General features: G+C 65.5%; 13 protein-coding genes. 6 read left to right on the top strand and 7 right to left on the bottom strand.

From position 1 onward, the window contains the following. Positions 1-57: 57 nt before the first annotated feature. On the bottom strand, positions 58-612 hold the full coding sequence (locus C9I57_RS09300; RefSeq protein WP_107150607.1) for a cob(I)yrinic acid a,c-diamide adenosyltransferase: 555 nt from the start codon (positions 610-612) through the stop codon (positions 58-60). Positions 613-922: 310 nt separating this feature from the next. Here C9I57_RS09300 and C9I57_RS09295 point away from each other — a divergent pair, with 310 nt between their 5' ends. From C9I57_RS09295 to proC, 6 genes are all read left to right on the top strand, one after another. After that, positions 923-2,344, top strand: a complete 1,422-nt coding sequence (locus tag C9I57_RS09295) for an FAD-binding oxidoreductase (protein ID WP_107150333.1) — start codon at positions 923-925, stop codon at positions 2,342-2,344. 255 nt (positions 2,345-2,599) lie between these two features. Continuing rightward, entirely contained in the window at positions 2,600-4,063 is a 1,464-nt protein-coding gene (locus C9I57_RS09290) for an FAD-linked oxidase C-terminal domain-containing protein (protein ID WP_107150332.1), read from the top strand. A gap of 156 nt (positions 4,064-4,219) precedes the next feature. Next, positions 4,220-5,308: a glycolate oxidase subunit GlcE gene (gene glcE / locus C9I57_RS09285; RefSeq protein WP_107150606.1), complete on the top strand. Its 1,089-nt coding sequence runs from the start codon at positions 4,220-4,222 to the stop codon at positions 5,306-5,308. 20 nt (positions 5,309-5,328) lie between these two features. Further along, a complete protein-coding gene (glcF, locus tag C9I57_RS09280) occupies positions 5,329-6,564 on the top strand; it encodes a glycolate oxidase subunit GlcF (RefSeq protein WP_107150331.1) in 1,236 nt (411 codons plus the stop codon). A 321-nt stretch (positions 6,565-6,885) separates the two neighbouring features. Then, the gene (locus C9I57_RS09275) at positions 6,886-7,584 is read left to right on the top strand and encodes a YggS family pyridoxal phosphate-dependent enzyme (RefSeq protein WP_107150330.1); all 699 of its coding nucleotides are present in this window, start codon (positions 6,886-6,888) and stop codon (positions 7,582-7,584) included. Positions 7,585-7,636: 52 nt separating this feature from the next. Then, complete coding sequence (proC, locus tag C9I57_RS09270) at positions 7,637-8,449, top strand: pyrroline-5-carboxylate reductase (RefSeq protein WP_107150329.1); 813 nt, start codon at positions 7,637-7,639, stop codon at positions 8,447-8,449. 94 nt (positions 8,450-8,543) lie between these two features. Here proC and ubiA read toward each other — a convergent pair whose 3' ends face one another. The 6 genes from ubiA to recG all read right to left on the bottom strand — a co-directional run bounded on the left by ubiA (position 8,544) and on the right by recG (position 15,697). Continuing rightward, positions 8,544-9,407, bottom strand: coding sequence for a 4-hydroxybenzoate octaprenyltransferase (ubiA, locus tag C9I57_RS09265; RefSeq protein ID WP_107150605.1), 864 nt, complete (start codon positions 9,405-9,407; stop codon positions 8,544-8,546). A 182-nt stretch (positions 9,408-9,589) separates the two neighbouring features. Beyond that, a complete protein-coding gene (locus C9I57_RS09260; protein WP_018439974.1) occupies positions 9,590-10,078 on the bottom strand; it encodes a Dps family protein in 489 nt (162 codons plus the stop codon). Positions 10,079-10,266: 188 nt separating this feature from the next. Continuing rightward, positions 10,267-11,730 carry a catalase gene (locus C9I57_RS09255; RefSeq protein ID WP_107150328.1) on the bottom strand — a complete coding sequence of 488 codons (1,464 nt, stop codon included), beginning with the start codon at positions 11,728-11,730 and terminating at the stop codon, positions 10,267-10,269. Between the two features lie 192 nt (positions 11,731-11,922). Continuing rightward, the gene (locus C9I57_RS33165; RefSeq protein ID WP_258187565.1) at positions 11,923-12,054 is read right to left on the bottom strand and encodes a hypothetical protein; all 132 of its coding nucleotides are present in this window, start codon (positions 12,052-12,054) and stop codon (positions 11,923-11,925) included. A gap of 175 nt (positions 12,055-12,229) precedes the next feature. Further along, a complete protein-coding gene (locus C9I57_RS09250) occupies positions 12,230-13,189 on the bottom strand; it encodes a hydrogen peroxide-inducible genes activator (RefSeq protein ID WP_018439971.1) in 960 nt (319 codons plus the stop codon). Between the two features lie 156 nt (positions 13,190-13,345). Continuing rightward, positions 13,346-15,697 (bottom strand): ATP-dependent DNA helicase RecG, encoded by a 2,352-nt coding sequence (gene recG, locus C9I57_RS09245; RefSeq protein ID WP_107150604.1) that lies wholly within the window; start codon positions 15,695-15,697, stop codon positions 13,346-13,348. Positions 15,698-15,702 lie beyond the last annotated feature (5 nt).

Below are 15,702 nucleotides of genomic sequence, written 5' to 3'. Positions count from 1 at the left end.
TACGACAATTTGTCGCAGCGCATCATTCTTCGCGGGCGAAGACAGCCTGGCGGGCGGCTAGCCGGCGTTGCGCCCGCGCTGCCAGAGCACGTCGGCGCCGCCGCCCGCGCGATTCAAGACGCGGGCGAGGACGAACAGAAGATCCGACAGGCGATTGACGTACCGACGCGGCGCCGCTTCGAGCGGCTGCGTTTTGCCGAGCGCGACGATCGAACGCTCGGCACGGCGGCAGACGGTGCGGCACACATGGGCGAGCGCGGCCGGGCGCGCGCCGCCCGGCAGAATGAATTCCTGGAGCGGCGGCAGATCGGCGTTGTAATCGGCGAGCCAGTCGTCGATGCGCGCGAGGTGGGCGTCTCCGATCATCGTGTGACCGGGAATGCAAAGTTCGCCGCCCAGGTCGAACAGATCGTGCTGGATGACAGTCAGCGCCTCGCGAACGTCGTCGGGCAACGTTTCGCAGAGCAGGAGGCCGATCTGTGAATTGAGCTCGTCGACATCGCCGATGGCCGCGATCCGCGCATCGTCCTTTGGCACGCGGCTGCCGTCGCCGAGGCCCGTCGTGCCGTCGTCACCGGTGCGCGTTGCGATCTTGCTCAAGCGGTGGCCCATGATCTGCTCCTCGTTGTTAAATCGACCAAGCCGTGCCTTTCTGAAAACCCACCACTGGTCATGCGCGAGCGCGCCGTGGCAGCGGAAAACAGTTTGATTATAAAAGCGCCGCGGAAGCCAATCGGCGGCCCGTTGCATGTCGCGTCGCAGCCAGCACCGACGCACGCGCCGCTTCGCGTTGTCTCCGCCCCGATCGGCGTAGAATGAAATGGTCATTCCATTAGCCTGACGATCACGCTTGATCGGTATGCAACCACAACGAGCGCGCCTGTGCCGTCGTCCCTCGGCATGGCCGCGCCAGGAGACATTCGTGAACCATCCCGTGCCGCCAGCCGCCGTCAACCCGCGCCGTCCGTTTCCGGCCGATCTCGCCACCGCGCTCAAAACCGCCTTCGGCGAACGCGTGTCGATGTCGGAAGCCGTGCGCGCGCATCATGGGCGCGACGAGTCGCCGTTCGACCCGGTACCGCCCGACGCCGTCGTCTTCGCCCAAAGCACCGACGATGTGCGCACGGCCGTCGAGCTCTGCGGGCGCTACGGGGTGCCCATCATCCCCTTTGGCAACGGCTCGTCGCTCGAAGGCCACCTGCTCGCGGTGGAAGGCGGCGTCTCGATCGACCTCTCGGGAATGAACCGGGTGCTCTCGATCAACGCCGAAGATTTGACGGCCACCGTCGAGGCCGGCGTTTCGCGCAAGGCGCTCAATGAGGCGCTGCGCGACACCGGCCTTTTCTTCCCGATCGATCCGGGTGCCGATGCGAGCATCGGCGGCATGTCGGCGACGCGAGCCTCGGGCACCAACGCCGTGCGCTACGGCACGATGCGCGAAAACGTGCTCGGCCTCACCGTCGTCCTGGCCGACGGCCGTATCGTCAAGACCGGAACGCGCGCGCGCAAATCGTCGGCCGGCTACGATCTGACTCGGCTTTTCGTCGGATCGGAAGGCACGCTCGGCGTCATCACGGAAATCACCGTGCGACTCTATCCGCTACCGGAGGCGGTCTCGGCCGCCGTCTGCGCATTCCCGACGATGGGCGATGCCGTACGCACCGTGATCGAGACGATTCAGCTCGGGGTGCCTGTCGCGCGCGTCGAGTTCGTCGATGCCCTCGCGATTCGCGCCATCAATCGTCATTCGAACATGACGCTGACCGAATCGCCGACGCTCTTTTTCGAGTTTCACGGCACGGACGCGAGCGTCGCGGAGCAGGCCGAGCGCGTCCAGGAAATCGCGGCCGACCATGCCGGCAGCGGGTTCGCCTGGGCGACGCGCCCCGAGGAGCGCAGCCGGCTTTGGAACGCGCGGCACAACGCTTACTTCGCGATGCTGCAGCTCAAGCCCGGCAGCCGCGCGCTCTCGACGGACGTCTGCGTGCCGATTTCGCGGCTGGCCGAGTGTGTCGTCGAAACCGAGGAAGATCTGCGCGGGTCTCCACTGCCCTGCCCGATCGTCGGCCATGTCGGCGACGGCAATTTCCATATCTGCATGCTGATCGACCCGGCCAAGCCCGCGGAGCTCGCCGAAGCCGAGCGCCTGAACCGGCGCGTGGTCGAGCGGGCCCTGCGCATGGACGGCACCTGCACCGGTGAGCATGGCGTTGGGTTGCACAAGATGGGCTTCCTGCTCGACGAGCATGGCGCCGACGCGATAGGCGTGATGCGTGCGGTCAAGCATGCACTCGATCCGCGCAACCTGATGAACCCGGGCAAAATCTTTTCCTACGACGCATAAACAGCGCAGCGCGCATAAACGGTACGCGAGGAGACGACAATGAACGGCCCGCATGCTCACTCACGCCCGTTGCCCTCCGATACTCGGAAGGCCCCGCACTTGGGCCATCGTTCGGGCGATCCTGCGCCGAACGAGGTTCCCTCCCGAGTCGATACGGATCCGCGGCCGGAAGTCGCGGGCGCACCGCGAGGGGCTAATGGAGGGGCATCGATCACGCGCCCCGCCGGGGACGACGACGAGGCGGTGCGAGCCAAAATGCGCGCCGACCGTCAGCGCGAAGTCGTTCAGGCGCTGATGGCGACGTTGCCCGCTCACTGTCTGCTTTATCGCGACGAAGATACGGCGCCCTACGAATGCGATGGCCTTTCGGTCTATCGCGAACTGCCGCTTGCCGTCGCGCTGCCTGAGACCGAATCGCAAGTGCAGCGCATCGTGCAGATTTGTGGACGCCTCGGCGTGCCCGTCGTTCCGCGCGGCGCGGGCACCGGACTGTCGGGCGGCGCCACGCCGATCGCACAAGGCATTGTCGTCTCCCTGTCTCGATTCACGAAGATTCTCGACATCGATCCCTACGGGCGCACCGCGACGGTTCAGCCGGGCGTGCGCAACCTGGCCGTCTCGGAGGCCGCCGCACCGTACGGGCTTTATTACGCGCCGGACCCGTCCTCGCAAATCGCCTGCACCATCGGCGGCAATGTCTCCGAGAATTCAGGCGGCGTGCACTGCCTCAAATATGGGCTCACCGTGCACAACGTGCTGCGCGTGCGCGCGGTGACGATGGACGGCGAGATCGTCGAGTTCGGCTCGCTCGCGCCTGACGCGCCGGGCCTCGATCTGCTCGCGGTGATGATCGGCAGCGAGGGGATGTTCGCGATCGTCACGGAAGTGACATTGAAGCTGATCCCGAAGCCGACGACAGCCCAAGTCGTCATGGCGAGCTTCGACGATGTCGTCAAGGGCGGCGATGCGGTCGCCGCCATCATCGCTGCGGGCATCATTCCGGCCGGGCTCGAGATGATGGACAAGCCCGCGACGCGCGCCGTCGAATCGTTCGTCGGTGCCGGCTACGATCTCGACGCGGCCGCGATCCTCCTTTGCGAATCGGACGGCACGCCCGAGGAAGTGGCGGAAGAGATCGTGCGCATCACGGCGGTGCTGCGCGAGCACGGCGCGACACGGCTGCAGATCTCGCGCACGGACGCCGAGCGGCTCAAGTTCTGGTCCGGGCGCAAGAACGCTTTCCCCGCCGCGGGCCGGCTCGCGCCCGACTATTACTGCATGGACGGCACGGTGCCACGCCGCAGCATCGGGCCGCTGCTCGCCAGCATCGAGGAGATGGAGGCGACCTACGGACTCGCCTGCATCAACGTCTTCCATGCGGGCGACGGCAACATGCATCCGCTCGTCCTCTTCGACGGCAACGATCCGGACCAGCTCCATCGCGCCGAAGCGTTCGGCGCGGCGATCCTCGAATGCTGCGTCGAGCTGGGTGGAACGGTGACGGGCGAGCACGGCGTCGGTATCGAGAAGCTCAATTCGATGTGCGTCCAGTTCTCGCTGGCCGAGCGGGAGGCATTTTTTGCGGTCAAGCGCGCGTTCGATCCGGCCGAGCTGCTCAATCCGACCAAAGGCATCCCGACGCGAGCGCGCTGCGCGGAGTACGGCAAGATGCACGTACGCGGGGGGCTGCTGCCGCACCCGGAGTTGCCACGCTTTTAACAACGAGGACTAACCCGGAGCGGGTGAACCGCGAGTTGCTCCGCCGCGATGCGTCGGTACAATGGGCTCCCTGAGAAAGTGCCCCTGGGGCACGAATCAGCAAGACTCGAACAAAAAGCCGACGACCGGATGAACGAGACGACAAAGCGAGAGGCCATGCAAGATGACGACATCGTCGAGCAATGGGCAGAGCGCATTCGCGCGGCGACGGCGGATGAACGTCCGTTGCGCCTGCGCGGGGCCGGTACGAAAGACTGGTACGGCCAGACCCTCTCCGGAGAAATCCTCGATACGCGCGCGTACCGCGGCATCATCGCCTACGATCCGGCCGAGCTCGTCATCACCGCGCGTTGCGGCACGCCGCTCGCCGAAATCGAGGCGGCGCTCGCCGAGCGCAATCAGATGCTCGCTTTCGAGCCCCCCTACTTCGGCCGCGGAGCCACGCTCGGCGGCTGCATCGCGGCCGGCATCGCGGGGCCGCGGCGCGTATCGGCGGGCGCGGCGCGCGATTTCGTGCTCGGTGCGACGGTGATGAACGGTCGAGGCGAAACCCTGCGCTTCGGCGGACAAGTCGTCAAAAACGTCGCCGGCTATGACGTCGCGCGCCTGATGGCGGGCTCGCTCGGCACGCTGGGGCTCATTCTCGAGCTCTCGATCAAAGTGATGCCGCGGCCGGTGGCCGAAGCCACGCTGAAGTTCGACATGAACGGCACGGACGCCGTGCGCAAGCTCAACGAGTGGTGCGGCCGGCCGGTGCCGATCTCGGCGAGTGCATGGCGCAACGGTACGCTGGCGCTGCGGCTCTCGGGTGCCGAAAGCGCCGTCAAGTCCGCGCGCAATTTGCTCGGCGGCGAAGTCGTCGATGCGGTCGAGGCCGAACGCTTTTGGGAGGGGCTGCGCGAGCAGACCGATCCGTTTTTCTCGACGATCCCGGGCAAGGCCGCGCTCTGGCGGCTCGCCCTGCCCTCGATTGCCGAGCCGCTGCAATTGCCGGGGGCGCAAATGATGGAATGGGGCGGTTCACAGCGCTGGTGGATCACCGATACCGATGCGCAAACGGTGCGCATCAGCGCGAAGCAGGCCGGTGGACACGCGACGATCTTCCGGGCCGGGCGCGAGTTCGACCGCAGCGCCAGCGTTTTCACGCCGTTGCCGGCGCCGCTCATGAAGATTCATCGCGGGCTGAAGGCGGCTTTCGATCCGGCCCGCATCTTCAACCGGGCGCGCCTCTACCCGGATCTTTGATCGATCGTCCGAGCGACCCGATGCAAACCCAACTCGCGGACTTCATTCGCAACACGGCGGACGGCAACGAAGCCGATGAGATTCTGCGCAAGTGCGTTCATTGCGGCTTCTGTACCGCGACCTGCCCCACCTACCAGCTGCTCGGCGACGAGCTCGACGGGCCGCGCGGACGCATTTATTTGATGAAGCAGATGTTCGAAGGCGCGTCCGTCACGCGCAGCACGCAGCTGCATCTGGACCGCTGCGTCACTTGCCGAAGCTGCGAGACGACGTGCCCGTCCGGCGTTCAATATGGACGACTCGTCGAGATCGGGCGGCAACATGTCGAGGCGACGGTCGAGCGCCCGTTCGGACAGCGGCTCCTGCGACGCCTTCTCGCGACCGTGCTGCCCAGCGCCGCCGTTTTCACACCCATCATGCGCCTCGGCCAGATGGTGCGGCCGGTGCTGCCGCCGAAGCTGCGCGACAAAGTCCCGCCACGCCAGCGTCTGCTGCAATGGCCGCAAGCGCGGACGACCGGATACAAACACAAGATGCTGCTGCTTGCCGGCTGCGTGCAACCGGCGATGCTGCCGAATATCAATATCGCCACGGCACGTGTGCTCGATGCGCTCGACGTCCAGACGATCGTCGAGCCCGAGGCCGGCTGTTGCGGCGCGATCCGCCTGCATCTCGGCTACCGTGACGAATCGCTCGACGACGTGCGCCGGAACATCGATGCGTGGTGGCCGCACATCGAAGCCGGGATCGAGGCGATCGTCGTCAACGCCTCGGGATGCGGCGCGACGGTCAAGGAATATGGGCATTTGCTGCGTGACGATCCAGCGTATGCGGAGAAGGCGCGACGCGTGACGGAGCTAGCGCGCGATGTGGCCGAGGTACTGAGCGACTTCGAAACCGAGCTGACCGCGCTTGCGCGCCGGCGCGGCGTGCATACGGTGGCGTTTCACCCGCCCTGCACGCTCCAACATGGGTTGCAGGTTCGAGGTCTGGTTGAACGTTTGCTCGGCACGCTCGGAATCGAGGTGCGTCTGCCTGTCGATAGCCATCTCTGCTGCGGGTCGGCCGGCACGTATTCGATCCTGCAGCCGGCGCTGGCTTACGCGCTGCGCGATCGCAAGCTCGATAGCCTCGCGGCACTCGAACCGCAGATGATCGTTTCGGCCAATGTTGGCTGCATCGCGCATTTGCAAAGCGGCACGCCGATGCCTGTTGCGCATTGGATCGAGCTCGTCGAGCACACCATTTACGGTTGAGCCGCCCAGCGCGGCCATATTGCACTATCGCTTTGGTGATTAGGACTTGCGGGAAAGCTCTCCTATCACCCCGTCTTCCAATCGATAGACACGATCGGCGTCTTCCAGTAGCGCAAACCGATGCGTGATGACGACCAACGTAGACACGCGCTGCCGAGTCCGAGCGAATATGCGAGTTTCGCGCTCGGAATCCAACGGCGAAGGACTCGATTGTGGAAGCGGCCCGCGCCGATGAGATCACTTGAGATCACCGGAGGATGGCAGCATCGGATACGTATAATCCGAACGTAACGTTGCTCCAACGCCTCCGACAGAACCCTTATGTCCTCCATCGCCGATAACCTGGCGGCGGTCCATGGCCGCATCGCCCAGGCCGCCCTCGCGGCGCAACGCGATCCCGCTTCCGTCAAGCTCCTCGCCGTCTCGAAGACGTTTCCGGCCGATGATGTGCGCACTGCCTTCGCCGCCGGACAGCGCGCCTTCGGCGAAAACTACGTGCAGGAATCCATCGCGAAGATCGAAGCGCTCGCTGACCTTCGCGCGCAAATCGAATGGCATTTCATCGGACCGTTGCAGTCGAACAAGACGCGCCCCGTCGCCGAGCATTTCGACTGGGTGCACTCAGTCGATCGCCTGAAAATCGCCCAGCGCTTGTCAGAACAACGGCCGCCGAATCTCGCGCCGCTCAATGTCTGCCTTCAAGTCAACGTCAGCGGCGAGGCCTCCAAAAGCGGAGTCTCTCCCAATGAGGCCCCGGCGCTCGCCAAAGAGATCGCCGCCTTGCCGCGGCTCGCGCTGCGCGGACTCATGTCGATCCCGGAGCCGACCGAAGACGCCGACGCTCAACGCGCCCAGCATCGCACGCTGCGAGCGCTCTTCGAGGCACTGCGAGTCGAAGGCCTCTCGATCGATACACTTTCGATGGGCATGTCGGCCGACCTCGAAGCGGCCGTCCTCGAAGGTGCGACGATCGTTCGGATCGGCAGCGCAATCTTCGGTGCGCGCGATTACAGCCGCTGATCGGCAGTCGCGCGAAGCTACAACCACCTCTTACACGACCACAGTCATCCTCATGAAAATCGCATTCATCGGCGGCGGCAACATGGCCGCGGCATTGATCGGCGGCCTCATCAAGCGCGGCACGTCCCCAACCGATCTCTATGCCGTCGACGTCAACGAAGACGCCCGCACGCGCCTGCAAACGCAGTTCGGCATCGCTACGGCGGCAACGCCCAACGACACGTTGCGCGGCTATGACGCCATCGTCCTCGCCGTCAAGCCGCAGGTCATGAAGGAAGTGGCCGCCGCGCTCGCGCCGCACCTATCGGCGCAACTCGTCATCAGCATCGCGGCCGGCATTCGCGGCGCCGACATCGCGCGCTGGCTGAACGGCTACACGCGGATCGTGCGCGCGATGCCGAATACACCGGCGCTGATCGGCATGGGTGTGGCGGGTCTCGTCGCACTGCCGGGCGTCGAGGAGGCAGGCCGCGAGCTCGCGGCTAACGTCCTCGGCGCCGTCGGTGAAACGGTCTGGTTCGACGAGGAAGCGAAGATCGACGCGGTGACCGCCATCTCCGGCAGCGGTCCGGCTTACGTCTTCTATTTCATCGAAGCGCTACAGGAAGCGGCGCACCGCCTGGGACTCTCGGACGATCAGGGCCGCGCGCTCGCACTCGCGACATTTGCCGGCGCGGCGCAACTCGCCGCGCAATCGGAAGAGCCGGCCGGCGTGCTGCGCGAGCGCGTCACCTCGAAAGGCGGCACCACGGCCGCGGCACTGGCATCGTTCAATGCCCAAGGGGTGAAGGACGCGATCGTCGCGGGCGTGCTCGCCGCCGATGCGCGAGCGAAAGAGATGGGTGACGAACTCGGCACGCAGTAGCCGAGCACCGTTCAGCCGCTGTGCTGTCGACATCGACGCCCGCCTCGTCCTGACGAACGCGGGCGAGGTGTACCGCGCAACTGATCGCAACTGATCAGAAGCCGGCCGCGACATAGTGCGCGGCAATCCCGGCAAAGAGGGCACCGCCAAGCCAATTGTTGTGCCGAAACGCCGCGAAGCACGGCATCCGCTCACGATTGCGGATCAGCGTGTAGTGGTAGACGGCGCAGCCGATTGCCGCGGCCCAGCCGAGCCAGTACAGCCACCCGAAGCCGAGCAAAGCGCCAAGCCACGCATAGATGGCGAACGTCGCCGCATAGCAGAGCATGACGGCCGCCACGTCAAAACGGCCGAACGTAATGGCCGACGTGCGGATGCCGATCTTGAGATCGTCGTCGCGATCGACCATCGCATACTCGGTGTCGTATGCGACGGCCCAAAAGATATTCGCGACAAGCATCGCCCAGGCCAAAAGCGGCACGCGATCCTGCACGGCCGCGAACGCCATCGGAATGCCGAAACCGAATGCGATGCCGAGGTAGGCCTGCGGGATCGCGAAAAAACGCTTCATGAACGGATAGCTTCCCGCGACGAAAAGCGCGACGACCGACAGCGCCTTCGTGAGCCCGTTGAGCGGCAGGATCAGCAAGAACGCGATGAACGAGAGCACGCCCGCGATCGCCAGCGCCTCCCATGAGCGGATCTTTCCCGAAGTGAGCGGGCGATCGGCCGTGCGCTTGACGTAGCGATCGAAGTCGCGGTCCGCATAGTCGTTGATCGCGCATCCGGCCGAGCGCATCAGCACCGTGCCTACCGTGAAAATGACGATCAACGATAGCGACGGGCGGCCGTTCGACGCAATCCAAAGCGCATTGAGCGTCGGCCACAGCAGCAGGAGGCTGCCGATCGGCTTGTCCATGCGGATCAAGCGCAGATAAAGCGGAAAACGGGCGAACATGGACGTCGACATCGGGCGGCCGGAACGGAACGTGATCGCCTATTTTAGGCCCGAACGGTGGGCCTTTCAGCCATGTCGCTCCGAGACGCGAGTTTCGCCGCGCATGCGCGATTCGCCGCCAAGGCCAATACCGCCGATCGATCGACCGGCAAGCCGATTGCCCGAAGGCGAGCGGCCTCCTTTTACGCAAGCATCGCGCGCAGCATCCAAGCCGTCTTTTCGTGCGTCTGCATCCGCTGCGTCAGCAGATCGGCGGTCGGCTCGTCGTTGGCTGCCTCGGTGGCCGGGAAAATCGCCCGCGCCGTGCGCACGACGGCTTCCTGGCCCGCCACGAGCTGACGAATCATCTCCTCGGCGGCCGGCACGCCGTCGGCCTCGGGAATCGACGAGAGCTTCGCAAACTCCTTGTAGCTGCCCGGCGCCGGCACGCCCAGCGCGCGGATACGTTCGGCGATGGCATCGACCGCGAGCGCGAGTTCGTTGTACTGCTGCTCGAACATGAGATGCAACGTGTTGAACATCGGCCCCGTCACGTTCCAGTGGAAGTTGTGCGTCTTGAGGTAGAGCGTGTACGTATCGGCCAAAAGCCGCGACAGTCCTTCCGCGATCTTCTTGCGATCTTTGTCGCTGATGCCGATGTCGATTTGCACTGCAGTGTTTTTCTTGGCCATGGCTATTCCTTGCAAATTTGATGCGAACGACTGCGGGCGGCAAACGCCTTTAACGCCACGACGCCCGCGAGACACGTCACGTGCCTGCAGGCGTCGGGCGAGCGCCAGTGTATCTCACGCAAACGCAGCGGCGCTATCTCAGCGGCTCGCGCATTGCTCGCGCGTATGCGTCGGCGCGACGCATACGGCTACTTCGCACGCTTGGCCTTGTGCATCTCGATTGCGGCCGCGACGCCCTCGCCGTAGGCCGGATCGGCGCGCCTGAAATGCTCGAGCTGCCGCGCGACGATGTCCTCGGGCACTCCGTCGATCGCGCGAGCGATGTTCTCGAAGAGCCGCTGCCGCTCGCCCTCGTCGAACAGACGGAACAGCGCGCCGGGCTGGCTGTAGTAGTCGTCGTCCTCGCGGTGATCGTAACGGTCGATCGTGCCGGCGGCGAGGGGCGGCTCGGCGGCATTGCGATCCTGCGCGAACTCGCCGAAGCGGCTCGGCTCGTAGTTCACGGTGCCGCCGAGATTGCCGTCCGCGCGCAACGCACCGTCGCGGTGGAACGTGTGATGGAACGGGCACTTCGGCGCATTCACCGGAATCTGGTGATGGTTCACGCCGAGGCGATAGCGTTGCGTGTCGCCGTATGAAAAGAGTCGCCCCTGCAGCAGACGGTCCGGCGAAAAGCCGATTCCAGGCACTACGTTGGCCGGCGTGAAGGCCGCCTGCTCGACGTCCGCGAAATAATTCGCCGCATTGCGATTGAGTTGGATCACGCCGACGTCGATGAGCGGATAGTCTTTGTGCGGCCAGACCTTCGTAATATCGAACGGGTTGTAGGGCACCTTGGCCGCGTCAGCCTCGGGCATCACCTGAATGCGGAATGCCCACTTCGGAAACTTGCCGTCGTCGATCGCCGTCACGAGGTCGCGCTGCGCACTCTCGCGATCGCCCGCGATCACCCGCGCCGCTTCCTCGTCGGTGTAGTTCTCGATCCCGTTGAGGGACTTGAAGTGGAACTTCACCCAGAATCGCTCGTTGTTCGCGTTGATAAACGAGAACGTATGCGAGCCGAAGCCGTGCATCTGCCGATAGTTCTTCGGAATGCCGCGATCGCTCATGACGATCGTGACCTGGTGCAGCGACTCGGGATGGCGCGACCAGAAATCCCACGCGGCGACGTTGTTACGCAGGTTCGTGTACGGATCGCGCTTTTGCGTGTGGATGAAGTCGGGGAACTTCAACGGGTCGCGGATGAAGAACACCGGCGTGTTGTTGCCGACCACATCCCAGTTGCCCTCTTCCGTATAGAACTTGATCGAGAAGCCGCGCACGTCGCGCTCGGCGTCGGCGGCGCCGCGTTCGCCGGCCACGGTCGAAAAGCGCATGAAGAGTGGCGTTTCCTTGCCGACCGTGGAAAAGACTTTTGCCTTCGTGTAGCGCGAAATGTCATGCGTCACGCGCAACGTGCCGAAGGCGCCCGAGCCTTTGGCATGCACGCGTCGCTCGGGAATCACCTCTCGGTCGAAATGCGCGAGTTTCTCGATGAGCCAGACGTCTTGCAACGCAACGGGGCCGCGCGGGCCGGCCGTCAGCGAGTTCTGGTTGTCGGCGACAGGCGCGCCGGCGGCGGTAGTGAGACTGCGGTCATTACGGTCGGACATGGGTTGAGCTCCTTAGCATCGGGAAACGTCTGGCGACGTGGAACGAAGCGATAAGACAGGGACGGGATGCAAACGAGAGAATGAACGCGAATGCGCCGCGCTGCTTCGAAACTGCTCACCGTCCCTGCCTCGAAACGTTGAGCGAGATGTCGACGCCGCATTCGGCAAGCGGCGCGCGGCCGCTTCATCGAGCTAGCCGGCGAGCGCCCGATCGGCGAGCAGGGCGAACCCGATGGCGCGCGAACGACGCAACGCCGCCGCGAGTCGCACGCCGACGCGCCGAGAGGCGGCCTCGCCGGCTACAGACGAGAAGCGTTTCAACATGACCTCCTCCATGAATGCGATCACCATGCGAGGAAGTATATTCAGACTATCGATTTACGGTGATTGATTGATTTTATATATTCGATAGTGGCGACACCGGTACGCCAAGCGCCAAGCGACGAGCGACGTCTGTCTGCGCGATCAAGAGAGGCGGCACGCGGTGCCGCCTGCCGGATCAGTTGACCGCAACCGGCATGTCGAGCTTGTTGACGCCGGGCAGTTCGCAGGCGGCGATCGCTTCGCTGATCGCATCGATGGCGGGCATGCGCGTGAAGCTCTTGCGCCAGGCGAGGACGACGCGCCGATCGGGCACCGGCTCGCCGAACGGCACGTAGCTGAGCAGTCCGGCGTCGGGGCCGCCCGCCTGCGGCTTCACCTCGGTCACCGACATGCGCGGCAGCACTGTGATCCCGACGCCGCTCGCCACCATATGACGGATGGTCTCGAGCGACGAGCCCTCGAACGTTTTCTGAATGCCGTCGGCCGTCTGCGAGAAGCGCATCAGCTCTGGGCAGACGCCGAGCACGTGGTCGCGGAAGCAATGCCCGTTGCCGAGCAGCAGCATCGTTTCCTGCTTGAGGTCATCGGGATCGATCTCCTTGCGCGACTCCCAGGCATGCCCGGCCGGCAACGCGACGACAAACGGCTCGTCGTAGAGCGGACGCACCATGAGCCCGGTCTCGGGGAACGGCAGCGCCATGATTGCGACGTCGATCTCGCCCTGCTTGAGCAACTCGATCAGCTTCAGCGTGAAGTTTTCCTGCAGCATCAGCGGCATCTGCGGCACGCTCTTGATCATCTGCTTGACAAGCGCCGGCAGCAGGTACGGACCGATCGTATAGATGACGCCGAGCCGCAGCGGCCCGACGAGCGGATCCTTGCCCTGCTTCGCGATCTCCTTGATTGCAAGCGTCTGCTCGAGTACGCGCTGCGCCTGGGTCACGATCTGCTCACCGATCGGTGTCACGCTGACCTCACTCGTTCCGCGCTCGAAGATCTGAACATTGAGCTCGTCCTCGAGCTTTTTGATCGCCACCGAGAGCGTCGGCTGGCTGACGAAGCAGGCCTCGGCCGCCCGGCCGAAATGGCGCTCGCGGGCGACCGCCACGATGTATTTGAGTTCGGTAAGCGTCATGGGGACCAATCAGACTATGACTGTCGATAGGTTTTATCTTATACACCTGTCGCGGCGATTCGCCAACACCGCAACGCGGCGGCTGACCGGTCGGCCCGGCGGCTCGATTCACCGGATGAAGGTGCGTTGGCGAAGCGATGCCCCGCGGACTCACCGTCAAGCCTTCAGATACTGCTCCCGCGTGCCAAGCCAGCGCGCCAAATGCTGAATAGCGACGTCCGGATACTCCGCGATGAGCCGCGCCGCCGCCTCGCGCGCCGGCTCGATCAGCCACGCATCGTGCTGCAAATCAGCAAAGCGCAGCATCGCCGCGCCCGACTGCCGCGCGCCAAGGAATTCGCCCGGGCCGCGAATCTCCAGATCGCGGCGCGCGATCTCGAAGCCGTCCGTCGTCTCGCGCATCGTCTTCAGCCGCGCACGCGCCGTCAGCGAAAGCGGCCCGCCGTAAAGCAGCACGCAGACCGATGCCGTGCTGCCGCGGCCGACTCGCCCGCGCAGCTGGTGCAACTGAGCGAGCCCGAATCGCTCCGCATGCTCAATGACCATCAGCGATGCGTTCGGCACATCCACGCCGACCTCGATCACCGTCGTGGCGACGAGGAGCTGGATCTCGTTGCGCGAGAACGCATCCATCACGAGGGCCTTCTCGGCTGGCGCGAGCCGTCCGTGCACGAGGCCCACGCGCAGCTCGGGCAGCGCGGCCGCGAGCGTTTCGTAGGTCTCGACGGCGGTCTGCAGCTGCAACGTTTCGCTCTCCTCGATGAGCGGACAGACCCAGTAGACCTGCCGCCCCGTCAGCGCCGCCTCGCGCACGCGCGCGACGACTTCGTCGCGGCGCGCATCCGAGATCAGCTTGGTGACGATCGGCGTGCGCCCCGGCGGCAGCTCGTCGATCGTCGAGACGTCGAGATCCGCGTAGTACGTCATCGCGAGCGTGCGCGGGATCGGCGTCGCCGACATCATGAGCTGATGCGGCTGAAACTCACGCGCATCGCCGGCCGCCGCCCGCGCAGTGCCTTGCTGCGCGCCCTCGTCCGCTTGATCCGCGGTCTTGTCCTTGCGCGCCTTCGCCCGCAGCGCGAGTCGCTGCGCCACGCCGAAACGGTGCTGCTCGTCGACGATCACGAGCCCGAGCCGCGCGAATTCGACCGTTTCCTGGATCATCGCGTGCGTGCCGATGACGAGGCGCGCGTCGCCCGAAGCCGCGGCCGCGAGCGCCGCGCGCTTCTCCTTCGTCTTCAGGCTGCCGGCCAACCATGCGACCGTCACGCCGAGCGGCTCCAGCCAGCCGCGCAGCTTGCGCGCGTGCTGCTCGGCGAGGATCTCCGTCGGCGCCATCATCGCGGCCTGATAGCCGGCGTCGATCGCCTGGGCGGCCGCGAGCGCGGCAACGATGGTTTTGCCGCTGCCGACGTCGCCCTGCAGCAGCCGCTGCATCGGGTGCGGTGCGGCGAGATCGGCGGAAATTTCGGCCACGACGCGCTGTTGCGCGCGCGTGAGCGCAAACGGCAACGCCTCGATGAGACGCCCCGCGAGCGAAGCCGAATCGCCGGACGGGCGGCGCGGCATCGCGGGCGCCGTGCGGCGGCGGCGCTCCTCGTGCGCGCGCTTGAGCGAAAGCTGCTGCGCAAGCAGCTCGTCGAACTTGATACGCGTCCAGGCGGGATGACTGCCGTCGCTAAGCGCCGCCTCGTCCGTATCGGCACTCGGATGATGGAGCGTCCGCACGGCGCTGGCGAGCGGCGGCAGCGCGAGCGGCTCGCAATAGCGCTCGGCGATCGGTCGAGGCAGCAGCTCGGGCAAGTCGGTGCGCGCGAGCGCGTTGTCGATCGCCGTGCGCAAATACGCCTGCGAAACGCCCGCCGTGCTCGGGTACACGGGCGTCAGCGCCTGCGGCAGCGGCGTATCGTCGTCGACGACGCGGACGGTCGGATGCACCATCTCCAGGCCGAAGAAACCGCCACGTACATCGCCCCGCACGCGCAGCCGCTGGCCCACGGCCATCTGCTTGACTTGCGAGCCGTAGAAGTTGAGAAACCGCAAGACGAGCTCGTCGCCCGCGTCGTCGCGCAGCTTGACGACCAACTGCCGACGTGGGCGGTACGCAATTTCGTTGTCGAAGACGATGCCGTCCGTCTGCGCCGTCTCGCCGGGCAGCAGCTCACCGATCGGCGTGAGTGTCGTTTCGTCCTCGTATCGCATCGGCAGGTGCAGCACGAGATCGATGTCACGCGTCAAACCGAGCTTCGCGAGCTTGTCGGCGGTCTTCGCGGGCGCCGCGCGTTTCGCCGCGGGCGCGGCGGCCGACGCCTTCGCCTTCTTCGCTTTCGCCGGGCGCGACTCCCCAATGGTTTTCATGCGCGTCGAAGCGTCCGCGCCGCGCGCGCCGTCGTACCCGTTGCCCACGTTGCGCGCCGCTCGCAGCCACGCGCGGCCGCCCGCGGCGTCGGCTGCGTCGTCCATCGCGTCTTTTGCAGGCTCGGCCGGCCGGCGGCGGGTCAAGGGCATGAGTC

It is taken from the genome of Trinickia symbiotica (assembly GCF_003028655.1).
Taxonomy (GTDB): domain Bacteria; phylum Pseudomonadota; class Gammaproteobacteria; order Burkholderiales; family Burkholderiaceae; genus Trinickia; species Trinickia symbiotica_A.
This window is presented reverse-complemented; position numbering and strand designations above follow the sequence as displayed.

Coding starts and splice junctions, on each gene's coding strand:
- C9I57_RS09300 (WP_107150607.1), bottom strand. CDS start 612: ATGGGCCACCGCTTGAGCAAGATCGCAACGCGCACCGGTGACGACGGC.
- C9I57_RS09290 (WP_107150332.1), top strand. CDS start 2,600: ATGCGCGCCGACCGTCAGCGCGAAGTCGTTCAGGCGCTGATGGCGACG.
- glcE (WP_107150606.1), top strand. CDS start 4,220: ATGCAAGATGACGACATCGTCGAGCAATGGGCAGAGCGCATTCGCGCG.
- glcF (WP_107150331.1), top strand. CDS start 5,329: ATGCAAACCCAACTCGCGGACTTCATTCGCAACACGGCGGACGGCAAC.
- C9I57_RS09275 (WP_107150330.1), top strand. CDS start 6,886: ATGTCCTCCATCGCCGATAACCTGGCGGCGGTCCATGGCCGCATCGCC.
- proC (WP_107150329.1), top strand. CDS start 7,637: ATGAAAATCGCATTCATCGGCGGCGGCAACATGGCCGCGGCATTGATC.
- ubiA (WP_107150605.1), bottom strand. CDS start 9,407: ATGTTCGCCCGTTTTCCGCTTTATCTGCGCTTGATCCGCATGGACAAG.
- C9I57_RS09260 (WP_018439974.1), bottom strand. CDS start 10,078: ATGGCCAAGAAAAACACTGCAGTGCAAATCGACATCGGCATCAGCGAC.
- C9I57_RS09255 (WP_107150328.1), bottom strand. CDS start 11,730: ATGTCCGACCGTAATGACCGCAGTCTCACTACCGCCGCCGGCGCGCCT.
- C9I57_RS33165 (WP_258187565.1), bottom strand. CDS start 12,054: ATGTTGAAACGCTTCTCGTCTGTAGCCGGCGAGGCCGCCTCTCGGCGC.
- C9I57_RS09250 (WP_018439971.1), bottom strand. CDS start 13,189: ATGACGCTTACCGAACTCAAATACATCGTGGCGGTCGCCCGCGAGCGC.
- recG (WP_107150604.1), bottom strand. CDS start 15,697: ATGCCCTTGACCCGCCGCCGGCCGGCCGAGCCTGCAAAAGACGCGATG.